Source organism: Pseudomonas sp. PDM21, assembly GCF_014852505.2.
Taxonomy (GTDB): domain Bacteria; phylum Pseudomonadota; class Gammaproteobacteria; order Pseudomonadales; family Pseudomonadaceae; genus Pseudomonas.
The window spans coordinates 6,611,378-6,633,504 of record NZ_CM181223.1; the positions used below are offsets into that span (position 1 = coordinate 6,611,378).

Annotated in this window: 17 protein-coding genes; 5 read left to right on the plus strand and 12 right to left on the minus strand. The window is 66.2% G+C overall.

Translation table 11 applies throughout. From position 1 onward, the window contains the following. Positions 1-117: 117 nt before the first annotated feature. From IB275_RS30460 to IB275_RS30495, 8 genes are all read right to left on the minus strand, one after another. Positions 118-2,205, minus strand: a complete 2,088-nt coding sequence (locus tag IB275_RS30460) for an acetate--CoA ligase family protein (protein WP_192294512.1) — start codon at positions 2,203-2,205, stop codon at positions 118-120. Between the two features lie 10 nt (positions 2,206-2,215). Continuing rightward, positions 2,216-3,376: an acyl-CoA dehydrogenase family protein gene (locus IB275_RS30465; protein ID WP_081519054.1), complete on the minus strand. Its 1,161-nt coding sequence runs from the start codon at positions 3,374-3,376 to the stop codon at positions 2,216-2,218. A gap of 17 nt (positions 3,377-3,393) precedes the next feature. Continuing rightward, entirely contained in the window at positions 3,394-4,182 is a 789-nt protein-coding gene (locus IB275_RS30470; RefSeq protein WP_192294510.1) for an enoyl-CoA hydratase/isomerase family protein, read from the minus strand. 337 nt (positions 4,183-4,519) lie between these two features. Continuing rightward, on the minus strand, positions 4,520-5,947 hold the full coding sequence (locus IB275_RS30475) for an amino acid permease (protein WP_192294508.1): 1,428 nt from the start codon (positions 5,945-5,947) through the stop codon (positions 4,520-4,522). Between the two features lie 316 nt (positions 5,948-6,263). After that, positions 6,264-8,501 (minus strand): ATP-binding protein, encoded by a 2,238-nt coding sequence (locus IB275_RS30480; RefSeq protein ID WP_192294506.1) that lies wholly within the window; start codon positions 8,499-8,501, stop codon positions 6,264-6,266. After that, entirely contained in the window at positions 8,498-9,259 is a 762-nt protein-coding gene (locus IB275_RS30485) for a substrate-binding periplasmic protein (protein WP_192294698.1), read from the minus strand. Before IB275_RS30485 ends, IB275_RS30480 begins: the two co-directional genes overlap by 4 nt. 102 nt (positions 9,260-9,361) lie before the next feature. Further along, positions 9,362-10,111 carry a response regulator gene (locus IB275_RS30490; protein WP_192294697.1) on the minus strand — a complete coding sequence of 250 codons (750 nt, stop codon included), beginning with the start codon at positions 10,109-10,111 and terminating at the stop codon, positions 9,362-9,364. Positions 10,112-10,221: 110 nt separating this feature from the next. Further along, positions 10,222-10,869, minus strand: coding sequence for a TetR family transcriptional regulator C-terminal domain-containing protein (locus IB275_RS30495; protein WP_081519048.1), 648 nt, complete (start codon positions 10,867-10,869; stop codon positions 10,222-10,224). Positions 10,870-11,026: 157 nt separating this feature from the next. On the opposite strand from IB275_RS30495, the gene IB275_RS30500 reads away from it, so the two are divergent. The 4 genes from IB275_RS30500 to IB275_RS30515 all read left to right on the plus strand — a co-directional run bounded on the left by IB275_RS30500 (position 11,027) and on the right by IB275_RS30515 (position 15,843). Then, positions 11,027-12,130 (plus strand): polyamine ABC transporter substrate-binding protein, encoded by a 1,104-nt coding sequence (locus tag IB275_RS30500; RefSeq protein ID WP_081519047.1) that lies wholly within the window; start codon positions 11,027-11,029, stop codon positions 12,128-12,130. 227 nt (positions 12,131-12,357) lie between these two features. After that, positions 12,358-13,776, plus strand: coding sequence for an aminotransferase (locus IB275_RS30505; RefSeq protein WP_192294504.1), 1,419 nt, complete (start codon positions 12,358-12,360; stop codon positions 13,774-13,776). A 53-nt stretch (positions 13,777-13,829) separates the two neighbouring features. Further along, positions 13,830-14,699, plus strand: coding sequence for a helix-turn-helix transcriptional regulator (locus IB275_RS30510; protein ID WP_192294502.1), 870 nt, complete (start codon positions 13,830-13,832; stop codon positions 14,697-14,699). A 133-nt stretch (positions 14,700-14,832) separates the two neighbouring features. Then, positions 14,833-15,843, plus strand: coding sequence for an alpha/beta fold hydrolase (locus tag IB275_RS30515; protein ID WP_192294500.1), 1,011 nt, complete (start codon positions 14,833-14,835; stop codon positions 15,841-15,843). 273 nt (positions 15,844-16,116) lie between these two features. On the opposite strand, the gene choV is transcribed toward IB275_RS30515, so the two are convergent. The 4 genes from choV to IB275_RS30535 all read right to left on the minus strand — a co-directional run bounded on the left by choV (position 16,117) and on the right by IB275_RS30535 (position 20,316). After that, on the minus strand, positions 16,117-17,295 hold the full coding sequence (gene choV / locus IB275_RS30520) for a choline ABC transporter ATP-binding protein (protein WP_045213877.1): 1,179 nt from the start codon (positions 17,293-17,295) through the stop codon (positions 16,117-16,119). A 5-nt stretch (positions 17,296-17,300) separates the two neighbouring features. Next, positions 17,301-18,140, minus strand: a complete 840-nt coding sequence (choW, locus tag IB275_RS30525) for a choline ABC transporter permease subunit (protein WP_081519043.1) — start codon at positions 18,138-18,140, stop codon at positions 17,301-17,303. 54 nt (positions 18,141-18,194) lie between these two features. Next, the gene (locus IB275_RS30530; protein ID WP_138213546.1) at positions 18,195-19,136 is read right to left on the minus strand and encodes a choline ABC transporter substrate-binding protein; all 942 of its coding nucleotides are present in this window, start codon (positions 19,134-19,136) and stop codon (positions 18,195-18,197) included. 241 nt (positions 19,137-19,377) lie between these two features. Next, on the minus strand, positions 19,378-20,316 hold the full coding sequence (locus IB275_RS30535; protein ID WP_192294498.1) for a choline ABC transporter substrate-binding protein: 939 nt from the start codon (positions 20,314-20,316) through the stop codon (positions 19,378-19,380). A gap of 334 nt (positions 20,317-20,650) precedes the next feature. Here IB275_RS30535 and IB275_RS30540 point away from each other — a divergent pair, with 334 nt between their 5' ends. Further along, a complete protein-coding gene (locus IB275_RS30540) occupies positions 20,651-22,027 on the plus strand; it encodes an L-serine ammonia-lyase (protein ID WP_192294496.1) in 1,377 nt (458 codons plus the stop codon). Positions 22,028-22,127 lie beyond the last annotated feature (100 nt).

Sequence of the window (22,127 nt, forward strand, 5' to 3'; positions counted from 1 at the left end):
GGTTACTCGCCCTACTCGTTGGGGCCAACGCCGAGTGTCCGGCGTGCGCCGCTTTTGCTCCCTCTCCCTTCAGGGAGAGGGGGGCGTTCGTGTTCTTCCTTCAGGTCCTGCTGCAGATCACTCAGCGGTGCGGATCAGCGCATCCACCGCCACGGCGCCATCGGCGTCCGCCAGCAGCGGGTTCACGTCCAGTTCCAGCAGGTTGTCCACGTGCTCGCAGGCGTAGTCGGCGACGGCGCGGATGGCCTCCACCAGCGCCTCCAGGTTCACCGCCGGGCGACCCCGGAAACCGGTGAGCAGCGGCGCGCTGCGCAGGCCCAGCAGGGCGTCGCGGATCGCCGCGTCGGTGGTCGGCAGCAGCAGGCTGCGGCTGTCCTTGAGCAGCTCGACGAGGATGCCGCCGGCACCCAGCACCAGCGCCAGGCCGAAGCCGTTCTCGCGCTTGATGCCGACGATCAGCTCGGCCAGCGGCGGATTGGCCATGCGTTCCAGCAGCACCTGGTCGAAGGGCACGCCGGGGGCGTGGCGGGCGATGTTCTCGCGCATGTCGAACAGCGCGGCTTCCAGCGCCGCCTCGTTGCGCAGGTTGAGTGCCACGCCGCCGGCCTCGGTCTTGTGCGGCAGCTGCGCGCTGACCACTTTCAAGGCCAGCGGGAAGCCGACATCGGCGGCCGCTTCGCGGGCCTGGGTCGGCGTGCTCAGGGCGGCGCGCGGCAGCGGCAGGCCGAAGGGTTTCAGCGCCTGCTTGGATTGCCACTCGTCCAGCAACCGGCCTTCGCTGTCCAGCGCCTGCGGGCAGAGCGGTACCAGCGCGGCTTCGCCACGGGCCAGCAGCGCTTCGCGGCGCAGACGGTAGTGAGCGATGCGACCCCAGGCGGCGAGGCCGTCTTCCACGCCTTGCAAAGCGGCGACGCCGTGGGAATGCAGCAGTTCGCGGGCATGTTTGGGCAGCAGCTCGGGCAGCGCGGAGGCGATGAAGCCAACCTTGTCGTGGCGCTTCAATGCCGCACAGTACAGCTCCAGCAGCAGGTCGCACTGCGGGCGCTCGCCGGTTTCCTCGCCGGGGTAGTCCAGCACCAGCAGGGCAGCATCGGCCGGGGTCTGCAGGGCGCTGTCGAGCATGCGGTCCAGCGCCGGGCCATCGCCCCAGATGGCGGTGGTGAAGTCCAGCGGGTTGGCGATGTTGGCGTAGTCCGGCAGTACCTGGGCCAGTTCGGCGCGCTGCGCGTCGACCAGCTTGGGCAGGCTCAGGCCGTTGCGTTCGGCGTAGTCGGCGATCAGCCCGGCATCACCACCGGAGCAGGCCAGCGCGGCGAGGCTGGGGCCGGCCGGCAGGTTGCCGCAAGCGGCCGCCTTGAGGGTTTCAATGAAGCTCACCGGGCCGCTGACGCGGATCACCCCGAGACGGTCGAACAGCGCGTCGTACAGCGCGTCGGAGCCGGCCAGGGAGCTGGTGTGGCTGAGCGCGAGTTCGGCGCCGATCTCGGAAACACCGGTCTTCAGGGCGATCACCGGGATACCTTTCTGCAGCGCCTTGAAGGCCGCGCGGGCGAAGCCGGGGACGTTCTTCAAGCCTTCCAGGTGCAGGCCGATGGCGGTGACGCGCGGCTCGTCGAGCAGCACGTCCATCAGCTCAGCCACTCCCAGTTGCGCCTGGTTACCCACCGAGGCCATGTAGGCGATGGGCAGCGAGCGGTCGCTCATGGACAGGTTGTAGGCGAAGTTGCCGCTCTGGGTCAGCACCGCCACGCCCTTCTCCACCAGGTGCCCGCCGTGGGCCACCGGCCACAGCGCGGAGCCGTGCAGGTAGTCGAGCAGGCCGTAGCAGTTGGGGCCGAGCAGGGCCATGTCGCCGGCGCTGGCGAGCAGGCGGCGCTGCAGGGCTTCGCCCTCGGCGCCGGTCTCGGCGAAGCCGGACGCGTAGCAGATGGCGCCGCCGGCGTCCCTGGCAGCCAGTTCGGCGACGGCCTGCAGGGTCAGGTCACGGTTGGTGGCGACGAACACTGCATCCGGCCCTTCGGGCAGCTCGGCAATACTGCGTACGCAGGGCACGCCTTCGAGTTCGTCGTATTGCGGGTTGACCAGCCACATCTGGCCGGCGAAGCCGCCTTCGGCGCAGCGCTTGAGCGCGCGCGCCATGCTGCGTCCGCCAATGAAGGCCAGGTGCCGGGGCGCCAGCAGGCGCTGGAGGTTTTCGCGTTTCATCGCACGGGCCTCAACGCAGCAGCGGACGCAGCAGTTCGCGGGAAATGATATGGCGCTGGATTTCCGAGGTGCCTTCCCAGATGCGCTCGATGCGCGCATTGCGCCAGATGCGTTCCACCGGACCTTCGTCCATCAGGCCCATGCCGCCGAAGATCTGCACGGTCTCGTCGGCGACCTTGCCCAGCACTTCGCTGGCGAACAGCTTGGCCATGCCGGCCTCGCCGTCGGTCATGCTGCCGCGGTCCATCTTCCAGGCGGTGTGCAGGGTCATCAGCTCGGCGGCGCGAATCTGCGTGGCCATGTCGGCGAGCTTGAAGGAGATACCCTGGTAGCTGCCGATGGCCGCGCCGAACTGCTTGCGGTCGGCCGACCACTGCAGCGCCAGGTCCAGCGCGCGCTGTGCCTGGCCGACGCAGTTGGCGGCGACCATCACGCGGCCGGCGGTGAGCCAGGCGTTGGCCACTTCCCAGCCCTTGTCGACTTCGCCGAGGACCTTGGAAGCCGGCACGCGGCAGTCGTCGAAGAAGATTTCGTAGGTGTGGTAACCCTTGTTGCTCACGCATTTCGGGCCACGGCGCACGGTCATGCCGACGGTGCCCTTGTCCACCAGGAAGGCGGTCACGGCGTTGCGCTTCTTGCCATTGCGCTCGAAGGTGTCGGTGACCGCGAAGACGATGGCGAAGTCGGCATGGCCGGCGTGGCTGATGAAGTGCTTGGAGCCGTTGATCACGAAGTCCTCGCCATCACGCACGGCGCGGGTCTTGATCGAGTTGGCATCGGAACCGGCGCCCGGTTCGGTGAGGGCGAAGCAGTCGATCTTCTCGCCCTGTACCACCGGCAGCAGGTAGTCCTGGATCTGCTCGCCCTTGCACGCCATGAGGATCTTCGAGGGGCGCGCGACGAACACGTGCAGCGCCCAGGACACCTTGGACAGCTCGCGCTCGACCAGCGCCTGGGACAGGTAGTCCAGGCCGCCACCGCCGACTTCCTCGGGCATGTTGAAGGCATAGAAGCCGGCCGCCAGGGCCTTGCCGCGAATCTTCGCCGCCAGCTCCGGGGACACCGCATCGGCGCGGTCCACTTCTTCCTCGTAGGGCAGCAGCTCTTTCTCGACGAAAGCCTTGACCGCCTCGACGAGCATTTCCTGTTCCTGGGTCAGTTGGAAATCCATCACATCACCTGCAGCCGTCAGCGGCCTTTGAATTGGGGGGAGCGTTTTTCGGCCACGGCGCGCAGCGCCTCGGCGGCATCTTCACTGCGGCCGCAGAGCAGCCCGGCGGCCTGTTCGGCCTCCAGTTGCTGGGCCAGGGTGCGGGCGGCGCCGTCGCGCATCAGGCGCTTGGTCTGGGCGAAGGCGAAGGTCGGGCCGGCAGCCAGACGCGCGGCGAACTCGCCGACCTGGGCCTGCAGCTGATCGTCGGCGACCACTTCGCCGACCAGCCCGGCCTGCAGCGCGCGCTCGGCGTTCCACAGTTCGTCGAGGAACAGCAGGCGCTTGGCTGCTTCGCTGCCAATCAGGCGCGGCAGGTGCCAGCTGGCGCCGGCGTCCGGGCAGTAGGCCATGCCGGTGTAGCCGGCCTTGAAGCGCGCGGAGGCGCCGGCGATGCGGAAGTCGCAGCACAGGGTGAGGTCCATCCCGGCGCCGACGGCGGTGCCGTTGACGGCGGCAATGGTCGGCTTGTCCAGGCCGTGCAGGCGGCGCATCAGGGCGTGGGCGGTTTCGGTCCAGCCGTAGGTTTCCAGTTCGCCACGGGCTTCGGCCTCGGCCCATTCGGCGAGGTCGGCGCCGGCGCAGAAGCTGCGGCCTTCACCGCTGAGCACGATGACGCGCACGGCCTCGTCGGCCTCAAAGGCTTCGAGCAGGGCGAGCAGGTTCTTGAGCGTGGGGACGTCGAGCGCGTTGCGCTGCTCGGGGCGGTTCAGGGTGATCCAGGCGATACCGTCCTGGACCCGGCTGAGCGGGGATGGCTGAGTCATGCTGCCCTCGTTCTTGTAGTCGTTTGCTGAGGCGGGTGAAGCGTTGGAGCCAATACTAAACAAGTGTTCAGCAAGACGGCAATCCACCCGAATGGGTGGCTTGTAACGCTCCGCCAATCGACGGGAAGGCCGCGCGGTGCGGGGGCTGAGGGGTTTTGCAGGGAAGTCGCGGCGGGCTTGTTACAACTTCGAACAATCGTTCAGCAGCGAAGCGGCCCTGCAGGAGCGGGCCACGCCCGCGACCGAGCCCGCTGCGGGGATTGTTCGCAGACATGGCCCGCTCCTACAAAAAGCATGAAGCCCCGCGCTGCGGGGCTTCTGCGGAACGGGCGAAGCCTCAGCCGAGGCTCGGTACCGCCTCGTCGCTCAGCACCTGCCCGCGCTTGCGCTTGAGCAGGAAGTAGGCGAGGTAGCAGGCCGCCATGAAGCCGAAGCCCCAATACAGCGACGGTCGCTGGGTCGGGTCCATGGCGAGGAACACGAACAGCGAGCAGCAGATCGCGATGCACGCCAGCGGGATCAGCGGGAACAGCGGTGCGGCGTACTTCAGGTCAGCCACGGTGCCGCCCTTGGCCATGTGCTCGCGGCGGAAGCGGTACTGGGCGTAGGCGATGACGATCCAGGTGACGGTGCCGGCCATGCCGCTCACCGCCATCAGCACCATGAACAGGGTATCGGCGGCGACCACGCTGGTGAGCAGCGAGAGCAGGGCGAACGCCAGGCTGATCAGCAGCGCATAGAGCGGCACGCCACGGGCGCTGAGTTTGGACAGCTTGCGCGGCGCCATGCCGGTCTTGGACATGGCCCAGAGGATGCGCGTGGAGGCGTACAGGCCGGAGTTACCCACGGACAGGATCGCGGTGAGGATCACGAAGTTCATGATGTCGGCGGCGTAGGGGATGCCGACCATGTCGAACACCTGCACGAAGGGGCTTTCCATCAGCCCGGCCTGCTTCCACGGCACGATGCAGGAGAGCACGGCAATCGCCAGCACATAGAAGATCAGCACGCGGAACACCACGTTGCGCACGGCGCGCGGGATGCTCTTCTCCGGCTGGTCGGTCTCGCCGGCGGCGACGCCCATGATCTCGCAACCCTGGAAGGCGTAGACCACCGTCATCATCACCGCGAACACGGCAGACAGGCCGTTGGGGAACAGGCCATCGCTGACCAGGTTGGACAGCCCCGGCGCGGCCGCGCCATCGTTCAGCGGGATGGCGCCGAAGATCACCAGCAGGCCGACCACGATGAAGCCGAGGATGGCTGCGACCTTGATCCCGGAAAACCAGTATTCGGCCTCGCCGAAGGCGCGGGTGGCCAGGGCGTTGAGGGAGAACAGCACGACCACGAAGAAGCCCGACCAGAGCCAGATCGGCACCTCGGGGAACCAGCGGGTCATCAGCATGCCGGCGGCGGTGAATTCCAGGCCGACGGTGGAGGCCCAGCTCATCCAGTAGACCCAGCCGATCATGAACCCGGTGGCCGGGCCGATGAAGCGCGTGGCGTGGGCCTGGAAGGAGCCGGAGACGGGCATCTGCACCGACAGCTCGCCCAGGCAGACCATCACCAGGTACATCAGCAGGCCCGCGACCAGGTAGGCGAGGATGGCGCCCATTGGGCCACCGGAGCTGATGGTGACGCCCGAGCCCATGAACAGGCCGGTGCCGATGACGCCGCCCAGGGACAGCATGAAGATATGGCGGCTCTTCAGCGCGCGGGTGAGCTGGATCTTCTCGCCGCTACCGGCGTGATGGGTCTCAGACATGGCGCACCTCCAGGGAACGGCGGGCGCGGCTGAGCGGAACTCTACGTTGGATCATTATTGTTATCTCCAATCAATCAGAGGCCGTGGCTCGGGCACGGATGCCACCGGATTATTGGAAGGCGATGTAAGACGGGGTTGTTCGCCTGGATCGAAGTTGTAGAAAGATGTAAGGATTTTGTGCAGGGCTTGTGGGGCGGGGCTTTCCAGCGCTTCTGATTTTCGTAAAGCGCATAACGCGCCAGCGTTATCCGCCGCAGCGGTCGGCGGATAACCTGTAGGAGCGCGCCATGCGCGCGATCGCGGGCATGGCCCGCTCCTACAGGGAGCCCATCAGTTCGCCGGCCAACGACCGTTCCTGCTCCAGCTGCTCCGTCCAACCAGTGAGCGCAGCTCCCGCCAGCGCCGCTGCTTCCAGCTCGCCCAGACAATCCCCCAAGCCACGCAACCCCATGGACCGGCAACTCCCCGCCAACCGGTGCGCGAGGCTGGCAGCCTCCACCGCATCGTCCTGGCGCAAGGCATCCAGCAGCAGCGGCCATTGCTCATCGAGCAGCTTCCACAGGCTGGCGAGCAGTTCGTTCAGCTTGTGCTCGCCCAGCAGGCGACGGTGGGTATCCAGAACCTGGCGGTCCAGCGGGCCGTTATCCACAGCCGCGGGCAGCAGCTCCCAGGCTACCCCGGACAACGCGCGGCGCAGGTCTTCCAGGCGCAGCGGCTTGCCCAGCACGCCCTGCATGCCGGCTTCGAAATAGCGGCGGACCATGCCCGGCTGCACGCTGGCGGTGAAAGCATGGATCGGCGTGGTCGCGTTGAGCCCACCGGACTGCGCGCGGATCGCCCGGCACAGGTCGAGGCCGGTCATCCCCGGCAGGTGCATGTCCAGCAGGATCAGGTCGAAGCGCCGCGCGGCGGTGAGCGCCAGCGCGGGTTGCGCATCGTCGGCGAGCTGCACGCGGTGGCCGTCGCGCTCCAGCAAAGCCTGGGCGACTTCGCGGTTGAGGGCGACGTCTTCCACCACCAGCACGTCCAGGGCCGGCGCCGGCTCGATGATCACGTCGGAGCGCGGCACTATGCCCGGCGCCAGCATGATTTCGAACCAGAAGGTGCTGCCTTCGCCTTCCAGGCTCTCCACGCCGATCTCGCCGCCCATGGCTTCCACCAGCCGCTTGCTGATCGCCAACCCCAGCCCGGTGCCGCCGTAGCGCCGCGCCACCTCGTCGCTGGCCTGGGTGAAACGCTGGAAGATTTTTTCCTGCTGCTCGGCGGAGATGCCGATGCCGTCGTCGGTCACACTGAAGCGCAGGCACTGCCCGGCCTCGCTGCCCTGCAACACGGCGACCTCCAGCAGCACCTCGCCCTCTTCGGTGAACTTCACCGCGTTGGCCAGCAGGTTGCTCAGTACCTGACGGAGGAACTGCTCGGCGCCGCGACAACCGTCCTGCACCTGGGGTTCGATGCGCAGGCGCAGGCAGCTGCCGTTGTCCTCGGCGCGCAGTTCCAGCAGGGTCACCACGTCATCGAGCAGGCGGCGCAGGGAGAAGTCCACCGGCTCGGGCTGGCTGGCGCCGTCTTCCAGCTTGGCGAAGTGCAGCACCTCGTTGAGGATCGCCAGCAGCCCTTCGCCAGCGGTGGACAGCGCCTGCAGGCGGCGCCGGTCCTGCTCGCCCAAAGGCGCGGCGCGCAGCAGCTCGGCCATGCCGAGGATGCCGTTGAGCGGCGTGCGGATCTCGTGGCTCATGGTAGCGAGGAAGCGACTCTTGGCGCGGTTGGCGGCCTCAGCCTCCTCCTTGGCGCGGCGCAGGCTGGCGGTGCGCCGCTCGACCCGGCGCTGCAGCTCGTCGCGCTTGCTCTGCAGCGCCTCGCGGTCGGCCTCGCGCCGGCGCAGTTCGGCACGCAGGGCACGACGCAAACCATCGAGGGCATCGGCGACGGTGTCGATCTCGTCCTCTTCACCTGAGCGTTTCTTGGCCAGCGCCAGCTCGGTGCCCAGGTCGCCGCCGGTGAGCCCACGGACGAAGCCGGCCATGGCCCGCAGGTGGCGAGTGACCAGGCTGTGGAACAGCCAGCTCAGCGCCACCGCCAGGCCGCAGAGAAACACGCCCATCCACAGCAGGCTGGTCAGCCCGCCGTGGAGCAGGCGCAGGTAGACGGCGCCGAGGTCGATGCTGATTTCCAGCTCGCCCAGGTCGCGGCGCTCGCCATCCGGCGGCTGGAAGGCCAGCGCATAGCGCTCGACGCGGAACGGCCCGCGCGGGTCGTCGGCGTCCTGCACCAGGTTGAAGTCGGCGCTGCGCAGGCGCACCTGGGCGATGTCGGGGAAGTCGGCCAGGCCGTGCAGCTGCACGTTGAGCTGCTCCTGGTTGAGGTCCCAAAGGCTGCGTTCGAAGCTGGCCAGATAGCCGACACGGATCAGCTCCAGCCGGGTGTCGATGTCGCGCATCTCGCGGCGGTATTCGAAGTACAGCTGCACCGCGCTGGCCAGCACGGTGAAGCACAGGCTGAACAGCAGCACCCGCAGCAGCAGGCGCCGGGCCAGGCCGCCGGGCAGCTTCATCGCGGCACCCCGTCGCCGGCGAGCATGGCGCGGTAGTCGTGCTCGCTCTGCTGCAGCCAGCGGGCGACACTGCCGTCGTCCACACGCTGCTTCAGCAGCGCGTCGATCTCCTCCATCCGCGCCGCCAGCGGCGAATGGCGGGAGACGGCGATGCGCAGGTAATCCACGGTCAACGGTCGGGGCAGCGCGGCGATGTCCTGGCCGCCGGCCAGTTGCTCGACGAACAGGGTACCCGTGCGCCGCTCGTGAGCGATGAAGTCGATGCGCTGGCGGATCAGCTTGCCGAAGTTCTGCCGGCTGTCGGAGACCCATTCGACATTGCCGTGCTCGGCGACGAAATGGTCGAACTCCGGCCCGTAGCTTTCGCCGAACAGCAGCCCGCCACGGTAATTGGCGAGGTCGCCGAGCTGGTCGAAACGCACCGGCTTGCGGCGGTTGTAGAAGATCGCGACTTCCTCGCGCAGCACCGGCACGCGGGAGAACAGCAGGCCATCGTCGCGCTGCGGGGTCTGGTAGGCGAGCACCACGTCGACGCGGCCTTCGGCGGCGTCCAGCAGGCAACGCTTCCAGTTGCCCAGCACCACGGTCTTCACCTCGTAGCCCAGCCCGCCAAGCACACTGCGCACGGTCTGCGGCGCCAGCCCGCGAACTTCATGGCCATCAGTCCAGGAAATGGGGGGGTAGACGGGGTAGTCGCAGTAGCGGATGGGCTGGGCGGCTTGGGTGGCGGTGCAGAAGAGCAAAGCCAGGAAATACAGGAGGAACTGGAGCGGGGATTTCCCTCTCCCTGACCCTGGCTGCGCGCCCCGCTTCGAAGGGAGAGGGGACTGCTCCAAGCCCTTCCAGATCATTGTGCTGGCTCAGGCGTCGGCGGGCGTGGCGGTGAACAGGTAGCCGGCGCCGTGGATGGTGATGATCAGTTCGGGCTCGGCCGGGTCGTCGCGCAGTTTGCGGCGCAGGCGACCGACCAGCACATCAATGGAGCGGTCGTTGGGCAGCCATTCGCGGTTGCGGATCTGGTCCATCAGCTGATCGCGGCTCAGGGTGTGGCCGGTGTTGCGCAGGAATACGCCGAGCAGCTGGAACTCGCCGTGGGTCAGCGGGGTTTCGCTGCCGCCGGCGTCGATCAGGCGGCGGCGGTCCGGGTCCAGCGTCCAGTGGGCGAAGCGCTTGTGGTTCTGCCGGCTGCTGCCCTGGACGGGCGCGGCGGCGGGCTGGCGGGCGTGGCGCACGCGGCGGATCAGGTTCTTCGCGCGGGACACCAGCTCGCGGGGGTTCAGCGGCTTAATTACGTAGTCGTCGGCGCCGCATTCCAGGCCAACGATACGGTCGATGTCGTCGTTGCGCCCGGTGATCAGGATGATGCCGACCTCCGACCGCACCCGCAGCTCGCGGGTCAGGGTCAGGCCGTCCTTGCCGGGCAGGCGGATGTCGAGCATCACCAGGTCGATGGGCTGACCGGCCTGCTCGGCTTCGGCCAGGCACGCCTCGGCCTGTTCGGCGGCGCCGGCGCAAAGCACGTCATAGCCTTCCTCGCCGAGATAGGCCTGGAGGAGCTCGCGAATCACCGGATCGTCGTCGACGATCAGTACACGGGAAGTCATCGCAATACCCTGCTGAGGCCGCCGCTCGTGACGGGGCCGTTCTTGTTATGCGTGGAGGTAGAGCTGTAGGAACTGTCCTGCAGATGGCGGCAGGTTACCGCCCGCTGAACAATCGATCAACAGACTCCCGACGCCCGACAGAAGCGCTGCCGGCCGCCGTACTGGAGACCATCCACCCAGGCTTCGCAGATCTGCACGCCCTGTTCCGGGGTGAAGGTATTGGGGTTCAGACCGGACTCCAGCCACAACCCGTCGAGCAAGGCGCTGAGGGCAATCGCGGCCAGTTCCGCGTCGAAATCCGCCCACTCCTGCTCTTTCGCCAGTTCGTTCAGCGCCTGCGTCAGCAGCGCGCGGTACTCGCCGTAGGAATGATCGTGCGCCTTGTTGATTTCCTCGGCCGTCTTCACCGCGCCCCAGAACGCCAGCCAGGCATCCAGCAGTTGCGGGTCGAGCAGCTCGGCGGAAAACGACGCGCGAAAGAACGCCGACAGCCGTGCGCGGGCATCCGGCGCCGCCTCGGCAATGGCCTCGCGCAGCAGCTGCATGACCCGCCCGGTAACGGTCAGGTAGGCCTCGGCCACCAACTCGTCCTTGCCCGAATAGTGGTGGTTGATCAGCCCCACCGAGACCCCGGCCTCGGCGCAGATCTTGCGTATGGATGCTCCCTGGAAGCCATGGCGTTTCAGGCACGCGAGGGTGGCCTCGATCAGCAGCGCCTTGCGCTGCTCCGGCTCCAGTCGGGTAAAGCGGACTTCCTCGTTCATGCCTGGCTCCTAAGGTTTCAGGTGGCCAATCTGAACGATTGTTCGATTAGGCGCCAGTACCTACCCGTTCGGGGAATGGCCGGGGAACCGGCCCTGGTCGAGAGTGGCTTCATCCGCGATATCTCCAATCCATAACAAAATCAAAGGTGGGACTGACATGCAGAAAACGCTCGCAGCAGTACTCAGCGCGGCGCTGGCGACCTTGCCGGCACTGGGTCACGGGGAGGATGCCGAAGGCGCGAAGACGCTGCGGCTGTATAACTGGACCGACTACATCGGCGAACACACCATCGCCGATTTCGAGAAGGAAACCGGGATCAAGGTGGTCTACGACACCTTCGATTCCTACGAGACCGTGCAGGGCAAACTGCTGCCCGGCCGCTCGGGCTACGACCTGGTGGTGCTCAACGCCGCCCTGGTCCCGCCGCTGCTCAAGGCGGGCGTCTTCCAGCCGCTGGACAAGTCCAAGCTGCCCAGCTGGAACAACCTCGACGCGGATGTGCTCAAGCACCTGGACCACTACGATCCGGGCGTGCAGTACTCTGCGCCCTACACCTGGGGCAGCAACGGCATCACCTACAACATCGACAAGATCAAGCAGCGCATGCCCGACGCCCCCATCGGCTCGCTGGCGATGCTGTTCGATCCGAAGATCGTGTCGAAATTCGCCGATTGCGGGGTGACCATCATCGACTCCCCCACCGACGTGATCCCGCTGGCCCTGGCCTACCTCAAGCGCGACCCCAACAGCGCGCTGCCCGAGGACCTCAAGGCCGCCCAGGACCTGCTGCAATCGATCCGCCCGTACATCCGCAAGTTCGACTCCACCAGCTACCTGAACGGCCTGGCCAACGGCGACCAGTGCATGGCGATGACCTGGTCCGGCGACTACGCCACCGCCCAGGCCCGCGCCGACGAAGCCGGCGCCAAGGTCAAGCTGGGCTACTTCGTGCCCAAGGAAGGCTCGCTGATCTGGTTCGACGACTTCTACATCCCGGCCGACGCGCCACACGTGGCAAACGCCCACAAGTTCATCGAATACATGCTGCAGCCCAAGGTGGCCGCCGGCGTCGCCGACTACATCCGCTACGCCTCCAGCAACGCCGCCGCCACCCCGCTGCTGGCCGCCGAAGTGCGCAACGACCCGGCGATCTACCCCGACGCCGAGACCCGCGCCCGCCTGTTCACCCAGAAAGTGCAGACCCCCAAGGCGACCCGCCTGATCACCCGTACCTGGAACGCGGTGAAGACCGGGACCTGATGGCGCAAGACCCAAAAGCCCCCTCTCCCCAGCCCTCTCCCTGAAGGGAGAGGGGGCCAAGCGGAGTCGCCGGAAATCTCGGCGGCATCCTGAAAGTAACGAGCAACACGATCCACAAGGAGGTTCGGAGTCTCCACGCACTCCGAACAGTCCCCTCTCCCTTCAGGGAGAGGGTTAGGGAGAGGGCAGAACGCCCAACCGAATAACGAAAGTCCGAGGTAAAGCAGATGACCACCCCAACCCCAGCCTTCTTCGCCCAGTTCAACGACGAGCAGCTGGTCGCCGCCGACAAAGCCCACTACATGCACGGCTACCACGTGTTCGACGATCACCGGGTCAACGGTGCGCTGAACATCGCCGCCGGCGAGGGCGCCTACATCTACGACACCAAGGGCAATCGCTACCTGGACGCCGTGGGCGGCATGTGGTGCACGAACATCGGCCTGGGCCGCGCGGAAATGGCCGATGCCATCGCCGAGCAGGTACGCAAGCTGGCCTACTCCAATCCCTTCTGCGACATGGCCAACGTCACCGCCATCCAGCTCTGCGAGAAACTCGCCGAACTGGCGCCGGGCGACCTCGACCACGTGTTCCTCACCACTGGCGGCTCCACCGCCGTGGACACCGCCTACCGCCTCATCCAGTACTACCAGAACTGCCGCGGCAAGCATGAGAAGAAGCACATCATCAGCCGCGTCAACGCCTACCACGGCTCGACCTTCCTCACCATGTCGCTGGGCGGCAAGGTCGCCGACCACCCGGCCGAGTTCGATTTCCTCAAGGACGTCATCCACCACATCTCCTGCCCCAACCCCTACCGCGCGCCGGAAGGGATGACCGAGGGCGACTTCCTCGAATTCCTGGTCAAGGAATTCGAAGACAAGATCCTCGAACTGGGCCAGGACAAGGTCGCCGCCTTCTTTGCCGAGCCGATCATGGGCTCGGGCGGCGTGATCATCCCGCCCAAGGGCTACCACCAGCGCATGTGGCAGGTCTGCCAGAAGTACGATGTGCTCTACGTCGCCGACGAGGTGGTGACCTCCTTCGGCCGCCTCGGTGCCTTCTTCGCCTCCGAGGAGGTGTTCGGCATGCAGCCGGACATCATCACCACCGCCAAGGGCCTGACCTCCGGCTACCTGCCGCTGGGCGCGTGCATCTTCTCCGACCGTATCTGGAAGGTGATCGGCGAGGCCGACAAGGGCCGCTGCTTCGCCCACGGCTTCACCTACAGCGGGCACCCGGTGAGCTGCGTCTCGGCACTGAAGAACATCGAGATCATCGAGCGTGAGAATCTGCTGGAGCACGTGAAGGACGTCGGTGGCTACCTGGAGCAGCGTCTGCAGGAACTGGCCGACCTGCCGCTGGTGGGCAGCGTGCGTTGCCAGAAGCTGATGGCCTGCGTCGAGTTCGTTGCCGACAAGCGCAGCAAGGTGCTCTTCCCCGAGGAGCTGAACATCGGCGAGAAGATCCACCTGCGCGCCCAGGCCAAGGGGCTGCTGGTGCGGCCGATCGTGCACCTGAACGTGATGTCGCCGCCGCTGACCATCACCCGCGAGCAGGTCGACGAGATCGTCGACACCCTGCGCGAGTCGATCCTCGAGGCCGCCGAAGACCTCAAGCGCAGCGGTGATTACGCGGGGCACTGATGATCGATCCGAGGATTTTGCCTACACCCCGGCAGCCCTTTAGACTGCCGGACATGAGCGAATCCCAGGCGCTGAGCGAAACCTCCGACGCACCGGCCCTGCATGCCTGGCATGCGGGGCTGGCGCGCGCCCTGGCCAGCGTCGGCGAAGTCGTCTTCGTCGAACGCCTGGCCGACGCCCTGGGCTGCCTGGTACCGGTGGAGTCGGTGATGCTCGGCCTGGAACAGCGCGGTCAGCCGCCGCAACCGCTGTACCACCGCGGCGTCCACCCGGAACATCACGAAGCCCTGGTCGACCGCTACTACGCCCGCGGCTACCTGCTCGACCCCTTCTGCCTGGCCATGGAAGACGGCCTCACCGAAGGCTTCTACCCGCTGGCCGACATCGCCCCGGACGACTTCTTCGCCAGCGAGTACTACAAGACCTACTACCTCAAGTTCGGCTGCACCGAGGACTGCCACTTCATCATCGACCTGGGCGAGACGCGCAAGGTCTCGCTGTGCCTGTACCAGGGCGAGAGCGGCGCGCGCTTCAGCGAGACCCAGCTGGACCTGCTGGCCACCGCCCTGCCGCTGGTGCGCGAGCTGTTCCGCCAGTTCGAGCGCAATGGCGGGCTGGACCTGCTGCTGGCCGGGCGCGGCGCGAAAGTCAGCGCGCCGGATGACCAGGCGCCGCTGAACCGCCATATCCGCGCGGCCTTCATGAACTTCGGCGCCGACCTGCTCACCGAGCGCGAACGGGAAATCGCCCACCTGCTGCTGCGCGGCCACTCGGTGAAATCCAGCGCGCGGGTGCTGGATATCTCGCCGGAAACCGTGCGCATGCACCGCAAGCACCTCTACACCAAGCTGGCGATCAACTCCCAGGCGGAGCTGTTCTCGCTGTTCATCGACTGGCTGACCGGGGGCGTGAGCGCGGCCTGACGCCCGCCGCCTGCGCAGAGCGCACGACGGTACGGTTTCGATACCAACCGATGCGGCGGCGCACGCGGAAATCTGCCAACCTATGGCCTTTCCCGCTGTCTGACCCGTGCCCCACCACCAGGAGAGCTCCCCGATGCCCCGCCGCTGGCTACCCGCCTTGCTGTTGGCCGCCGCCCTGCCGCTGCACGCCGCCGAATCCAAACCCACCTACGGCCCCGAACTGGAGCGCTTCAACTACTCCTACCCGGTCGGTCACTACAGCTTCGCGTCCCAGGGCCACCACATGCACATGGCCTACATCGACGTGAAGCCCAAGAAGCAGCCCAACGGCCGCACCGTGGTGCTGCTGCACGGCAAGAACTTCTGCGCCGGCACCTGGGAAACCACCATCGCCGCCCTGAGCGACGCCGGTTACCGCGTGGTCGCGCCGGACCAGATCGGCTTCTGCAAGTCCACCAAGCCCGAGCGCTACCAGTACAGCTTCCAGCAACTGGCGACCAACACCCACGCCCTGCTCGAGCACCTGAAGGTCGGCAAGATCACCCTGCTGGGCCACTCCACCGGCGGCATGCTCGCCACCCGCTACGCGCTGATGTATCCGCAGCAGGTCGAACAGCTGGCCATGGTCAACCCCATCGGCCTGGAAGACTGGAAAGCCCTGGGCGTGCCCTATCGCACCCCGGACCAATGGTACGAGCGCGAGCTGAAGACCAGCGCCGAAGGCATCCGCCAGTACGAGCAGGCGACCTACTACGCCGGCCAGTGGAAACCCGAGTACGACAAGTGGGTGAACATGCTCGCCGGCCTGTTCAACGGCGCCGGTCATGAGCGCGTGGCGTGGAACTCGGCGCTGCTCTACGACATGATCTTCACCCAGCCGGTGGTCTACGAGTTCGGCCAGCTGAAGATGCCGACCCTGCTGCTGATCGGCACCAGGGACAACACCGCCATCGGCAAGGACCTGGCCCCGGCCGAGCTGAAACCCAAGCTGGGCAACTACGCCGAACTGGGCAAGGCCACCGCCAAGGCCATCCCCAACGCCACCCTGGTGGAATTCGACGACATGGGCCACGCCCCGCAGATCCAGGACCCGAAGCGCTTCCACGACGCGCTGCTCAAAGGATTGGCGGAGCTCAAGCACTGATCTGTCCTCGGGGCTGAGCGATCGCGGACGGAGTCCGCTCCTACGCTTGGCTGGAATATCTGTGTTGGGGTTTTCCCCTCACCCCAGCCCTCTCCCAAAGGGAGAGGGAGCCGATTGTGCCGGCTGATGCCACAGGTTCATCCTGCGCCGGACGGTCCCCTCTCCCTCTGGGAGAGGGTTAGGGTGAGGGCCAGCACGTGATCAGCGTCGCCAGCCCCAACAAAAACGCCGGCCCCCTTCCCAGGGAGCCGGCGTTTTTGTTCAGGCGGGCAATCAGCCCAGGTTCTTGCCCAGCAGCGCGTGGTACAGCTCGCTGTCGCCGAGCACGCCGACCACGCGGCTCTGCTCCTGCAGCACCAGCTTGTGGCCGGTCTGGTAGCGGATCTGCAGCGCGTCGCGCATGCGGATGTTGACGTCCACCAGGGTCGGCTCGTGCTTGAGCTTCTCCACCGGATCCCCCGGACGCCATTGCTGCAGGTCGATGATGTTGCTGCCCTGGCGAGCGGTCTTGATCTGGTTCGACTCGGTCAGGCCCAGCCAGCAGTCGCGGCCCTGGTCGAAGCACACCTCGTCGGCCTGGCGGCGGCACTGGTCCAGGCCACGCATCAGGCTGGAGCCGCACAGCACGTTGAGCGGGTTGGTGTGGGCCACGAAGGTGCGCACGTAGTCGTCCGCCGGGCTGAGCACGATTTCCTCGGGCTTGCCGTGCTGGATGATGCGGCCGTCCTTCATGATCGCGATGCGCGTACCGATCTTCAGCGCCTCGTCCAGGTCGTGGCTGACGAAGACGATGGTCTTGTGCAGCTGGCGCTGCAGCACCAGCAGTTCATCCTGCAGCTGCTGGCGGATCAACGGGTCCAGCGCGGAGAAAGGTTCGTCCATCAGCAGGATGTCGCCGTCCATGGCCAGCGCGCGGGCCAGGCCGACGCGCTGCTGCATGCCGCCGGAGAGCGAATCCGGGCGCTTGTCGCGCCATTGCGACAGGCCGACCAGCTCGAGCTTCTCGTCGATCACCTTCTTCCGCTCGTTGGCCGGACGGCCCTGCATCTCCAGGCCGAAGCCGATGTTCTCGGCCACGGTCAGCCAGGGCATCAGCGCGAACTTCTGGAACACCATGGCGATGCGCTTGGTGCGCATGGTCTTGAGCGCCGCCGGCGAGCAGTTGGCGATATCCACCTGCTGGCCCTCGTGCTCGATCAGCAGCTTGCCGCGGCTGACCCGGTTGAGGCCGTTGATGCAACGCAGCAGGCTGGACTTGCCCGAGCCCGACAGGCCCATCATCACGCAGATTTCGCCGCGTTCGACATCCAGGCAGGCATCCTCGACACCCAGCACCTGGCCGGTGCGCTTGAGGATTTCCTCGCGGCCCAGGCCCTGATCCAGCAGCTTGAGCGCTTCCTTGGTGTGGGTGCCGAAAATCACATCCACATGTTCGAATCGAATCGCCGACATAGTACTTACCTCCCCCGCAGCGAACGTTGCTTGCACACCCGGTCGAGCAGGATGGCGAGCAGGACGATGGCCAGACCGGCCTCGAAGCCGAGGGAAATGTCCGCCGTGTTGAGCGCGTTGACCACCGGCTTGCCGAGGCCATCAGCACCCACCAGCGCGGCGATAACCACCATCGACAGCGACAACATGATGCATTGGGTGATCCCCGCGCCGATGCTTGGCATGGCGTGCGGCAGCTCGATGCGCGTCAGCAGTTGCCAGCGCGAGCAGCCGAAGGCCTTGCCGGCGTCCAACAACTCCGCCGGCACGTCCTGGATACCCAGGCAGGTGAGGCGGATGGGCGCGGCGATGGCGAAGATCACCGTGGAGATCAGACCCGGAACCACACCCAGGCCGAACAGGGTCAGGGTGGGAATCAGGTAGACGAAGGTGGGCACCGTCTGCATCAAATCCAGCAGCGGCCTCAGCCCGGTGTAGAACCAGGGCTTGTGCGCCGCCAGGATGCCCAGCGGCACCCCGACGGCAATGCACACCACCGTGGCGAAGATCACCTGCGCCAGGGTCTCCATGGTTTCCTGCCAGTACCCCAGGTTGAGGATCAGCAGCAGCGAGGCCAGGGCGAATACGGCAAGCCCCCAGCTGCGCTGGATGTAGAACACCAGGAAGACCAGCAGCGCGATCAGCGCCAGCGGGTTGAACCAGAGCAGGCTGTTGGTGACGCCGTGGATGAGGAACTCGAGGGTGTCGGAAATCTTGTCGAACACCGACGCGCCATGTTGCGTGAGCCAGTCGACGAAGGCGGCGATATGCTCGCCCAGCGGTAACTTGTGGTCAGTCAGAAACATAATGCGGGCCCATCAGAAGCTTGAGGAATCGGCCAACGGCAATGCTTTCGGCACTTACTTAGCGAATGCCACCTTGGCTGCCGCCAAGGCCGGTTTGCCGTCACGGGTGGTCACGCCGGCGAGCCAGGCGTCGAGCAGTTCCGGATGGTCCTTCAACCAGGCTTTTGCCGCCTCTTCGGGCTTCTTGCCCCCGTTGAGCACGGCGTCCATGAGTTTGTTTTCCATGTCCAGGGTGAAGGTCAGGTTGGTCAGCAGCTTGCCGACGTTGGAACATTCCTGGACGTAGCCCTTGCGGACGTTGGTGTAGATGGTCGCGCCGCCGTAGTTGGGGCCGAACACGTCGTCCCCGCCTTCGAGGTACTTCATCTTGAAGCGGGTGTTCATCGGATGCGGTTCCCAGCCCAGGAACACGATCCACTGGTTGCGGCGGTCGGCGCGCCCGACCTGCGAGAGCATGCCCGCCTCGCTGGACTCCACCAGCTTGAACTTGCCCAGGTCGAACTGGTTCTTGTCCAGCATGCCCTGGACCAGGCGGTTGCCGTCGTTGCCTGGCTCGATGCCGTAGATCTTGTTGCCCAGCTTGTCGGCGTACTTGCTGATATCCGCGAAGGATTTCAGCCCGCCGTCGTAAGCGGCCTGGGTGACGGCCAGGGTGTACTTGGCGCCCTCGAGGTTGGCTTTCACCGTCTCCACCGAGCCATTGTCGGCGTAGGGCTTGATGTCGTTGGCCATGCTCGGCATCCAGTTGCCGAGGAAGACGTCGAGATCCTTGTTCGCCAGCGATTTGTAGGTCACCGGCACGGACAACATGGTCACCTTGGTGGTGTAGCCAAGCGACTCGAGCACCTGACGGGTAGTAGCGGTGGTCACGGTGATGTCGGTCCAGCCGACGTCGGAGAAGCGAACCGTGCCGCACGACTCAGGTTCAGCGGCCTGAACCGCCAGCGGTGCGCAAACGGACACAGCAGCCAGCAGCAAAGACTTGCAACCTTTCATGAGCGTACTCCTCTGCGGGGTGGGGCGACGGCGCTGCGCGCATGGGGCGCGGCGGTCTGAAAATTATTGGTGGGACCTCAGGTACAGGTCCTTTTGTTGTCATTTCGTAAACGATCATGGAGCAGGAAAATTTCGTCGCCTACCGGGTGGGTCGCATCCAGTGCAGGCGAAGTCGTATTCAGCACCAGCCATGTCGCATCCAGTGGAAAGGCCCGGTTCCAGCGACTTCCAGAGGCCCGGATCATTCCATGGCGGCGGTTTTCTGGCCCCCTGGCGCCGCACCCGATGCGCTCGGAGCGACACCCTGCAGCCAGCCGTCGAGTACCTGCGGGTTGGCCTTCAGCCAACTCTTGGCGGCCTGGCGGGGATTGCGTCGCTCGTTGAGCACCGCATCCATCAGCTGGTTCTCCATCGCCAGGTCGAATTTCAGGTTCTTCAGCAGCCGCGCGACATTGGGGCACTCCTGAAGATAGCCTGCTCTGACGTTGGTGAAGACCGTCGCACCGCCATAGTTGGGACCGAAGTAGGAATCCCCTCCCTCCAGATAGTTCATTTGGATCCGGGTATTCATCGGGTGCGGCTCCCAGCCCAGGAACACGATGGGTTGCTTCAAGGCCCCGGCTCGCTTGACGTAGGCCAGCATGTCGGCCTCGCTGGACTCCACCAGCTTGAAGTCGCCCAGGCCGAAGGCTTTTTCCTTGATCATCTTCTGGATCAGCTGGTTGCCGTCGTTGCCCGGCTCGATACCGTAGATGCGCCCGCCCAGCTGCTCCTTGAATTTTGCGATATCGGCAAAAGTCTTCAGGCCCGCCTCATAGGCATAGCGCGGCACCGCGAGGGTGTACTTGGCGCCTTCGAGGTTGGCGCCCACGGTTTCCACCTGGCCCTTGTCGGCGAAAGGCTTGATGTCGTTCGCCATGCTCGGCATCCAGTTGCCGAGGAACACGTCGATCTTCTTCTCCGACATCGCCTTGTAGGTGTCCGGCACCGACAGCCGCACCACCTGTGTGCGATAGCCCTGGTGGCTGAGCACCAGGCGGGTCACCGCAGTGGTCACGGTGATGTCGGTCCAGCCGACATCGGCGAAGCGCACCACGGCGCAGGATTCGGGTTCGGCGGCGCGCGCAGCGCCCGGTAGTACCACGGATAACGCCAACAGCGACGACACAAGACTCTTCATGAGACCAGCCTCTGACTGCGGAGAATGGGGGTGGATACGGGCGAACGCGGCCGTTCGTCGGTGGCGGATCATGGAACAGCGAAGCCGCCTGCGCCTATCGACCGGTCGTGGTTCGCGGCGCTCGCGTCGTAAAGAGGCAAGCTTTCGTCGGCCTCGGAACAGGTGGCTTCGCGCCCCGCACCGACGGGGTGCGCAGGCGGCGTTATTGGATACGGCCGCGTCGCCGATGGACGCAGCCGGCGCCGGACTTGGGTCGATGATGGCCGGGCATCGCGGGCACAGGGACGTGCCTATCCCCCTCTCTCATGGACGTGCAGCTCGCCCGGAGTCTGGCATGGCAATCAGTGTGTTCGACCTGTTCAAGATCGGTATCGGCCCTTCCAGTTCGCACACGGTCGGCCCCATGCGCGCCGCCGCGCTGTTCGTCGGCGCCCTGCGCGAACGGCAGATGCTCGAACGCACCAGCCGCGTGGAAGTGCGCCTGTACGGCTCGCTGTCCGCCACCGGCGTCGGCCACGGCACCGACCGCGCGGTGATCATGGGCCTGATGGGCGAATGGCCGGATCGCATCGACCCCAGCCAGATCGAACCGCGCATGGCGCAGCTGCGCAGCAGCGGCGAACTGCTGCTCGCCGGCAGCCGGGCGATCCCCTTCGACTGGGTCCGCGACATGCGCCTGCTCGAAGAGAACCTGCCCTACCACCCCAACGCCATGCGCCTGACCGCCATCGAAGGCGACCACGTGCTGCACAGCGACACCTACTACTCCATCGGCGGCGGCTTCGTGGTCGACGAGGAACAGGCCGCCTCCGGCAGCCTCGACACCGACAACACCGTGCTGCCCTACGACTTCGCCAGCGCCGCCGAACTGCTCATGCTCTGCCGCCGCCACAACCTGCGCGTGTCCGAGCTGATGATGGCCAACGAGCGCATGTGGCGCAGCGAAACCGACATCCGCGAAGGCCTCAAGAGCATCTGGCAGGCCATGCGCGACTGCGTGGGAAACGGCCTGCGCCACGAAGGCATCCTCCCCGGCGGCCTCAACGTGCAGCGCCGCGCCGCGCGCCTGCACCGCAACCTGCAGGAAATCGGCAAGCCCAACGTCATCGGCTCGACCCTCTCCGCCATGGAATGGGTCAATCTCTTCGCCCTCGCCGTGAACGAGGAAAACGCCGCCGGCGGGCGCATGGTTACCGCGCCCACCAACGGCGCGGCCGGCATCATTCCGGCGGTGCTGCACTACTACATGCGCTTCAACCCCGACGCCAGCGACGACGACGTCACCAACTACCTGCTGGCTGCCGCCGCCGTCGGCATCCTGTGCAAGAAGAACGCCTCCATTTCCGGCGCCGAAGTCGGCTGCCAGGGTGAGGTCGGCTCGGCCTGCGCCATGGCTGCGGCAGGTCTCGCCGAAGTGCTCGGCGCCTCCCCCGAACAGGTGGAGAACGCCGCCGAGATCGGCCTGGAACACAACCTGGGCCTCACCTGCGACCCGGTCGGCGGCCTCGTCCAGGTGCCCTGCATCGAGCGCAACGCCATCGCTGCGGTGAAGGCCATCAACGCCGCGCAAATGGCCCTGCGCGGCGACGGCCAGCACTTCATCAGCCTCGACCAGGTGATCCGCACCATGCGCAACACCGGCGCCGACATGCACGACAAGTACAAGGAAACCTCGCGCGGCGGATTGGCCGTCAGCATCATCGAGTGCTGACCCCCAATCGACCACGCCTGCCCCGGCGCGCCCCCTGATGGCGCAAGCGGTACGCCCGTCCCGACCAGACAGCGGGCGTTACCGTTCCGGGCACAGCACC

Coding starts and splice junctions, on each gene's coding strand:
- IB275_RS30535 (WP_192294498.1), bottom strand. CDS start 20,316: ATGAAGAGTCTTGTGTCGTCGCTGTTGGCGTTATCCGTGGTACTACCG.
- IB275_RS30540 (WP_192294496.1), top strand. CDS start 20,651: ATGGCAATCAGTGTGTTCGACCTGTTCAAGATCGGTATCGGCCCTTCC.
- IB275_RS30510 (WP_192294502.1), top strand. CDS start 13,830: ATGAGCGAATCCCAGGCGCTGAGCGAAACCTCCGACGCACCGGCCCTG.
- IB275_RS30465 (WP_081519054.1), bottom strand. CDS start 3,376: ATGGATTTCCAACTGACCCAGGAACAGGAAATGCTCGTCGAGGCGGTC.
- IB275_RS30480 (WP_192294506.1), bottom strand. CDS start 8,501: ATGAAGCTGCCCGGCGGCCTGGCCCGGCGCCTGCTGCTGCGGGTGCTG.
- IB275_RS30495 (WP_081519048.1), bottom strand. CDS start 10,869: ATGAACGAGGAAGTCCGCTTTACCCGACTGGAGCCGGAGCAGCGCAAG.
- IB275_RS30460 (WP_192294512.1), bottom strand. CDS start 2,205: ATGAAACGCGAAAACCTCCAGCGCCTGCTGGCGCCCCGGCACCTGGCC.
- choV (WP_045213877.1), bottom strand. CDS start 17,295: ATGTCGGCGATTCGATTCGAACATGTGGATGTGATTTTCGGCACCCAC.
- IB275_RS30470 (WP_192294510.1), bottom strand. CDS start 4,182: ATGACTCAGCCATCCCCGCTCAGCCGGGTCCAGGACGGTATCGCCTGG.
- IB275_RS30475 (WP_192294508.1), bottom strand. CDS start 5,947: ATGTCTGAGACCCATCACGCCGGTAGCGGCGAGAAGATCCAGCTCACC.
- IB275_RS30505 (WP_192294504.1), top strand. CDS start 12,358: ATGACCACCCCAACCCCAGCCTTCTTCGCCCAGTTCAACGACGAGCAG.
- IB275_RS30500 (WP_081519047.1), top strand. CDS start 11,027: ATGCAGAAAACGCTCGCAGCAGTACTCAGCGCGGCGCTGGCGACCTTG.
- IB275_RS30530 (WP_138213546.1), bottom strand. CDS start 19,136: ATGAAAGGTTGCAAGTCTTTGCTGCTGGCTGCTGTGTCCGTTTGCGCA.
- IB275_RS30515 (WP_192294500.1), top strand. CDS start 14,833: ATGCCCCGCCGCTGGCTACCCGCCTTGCTGTTGGCCGCCGCCCTGCCG.
- choW (WP_081519043.1), bottom strand. CDS start 18,140: ATGTTTCTGACTGACCACAAGTTACCGCTGGGCGAGCATATCGCCGCC.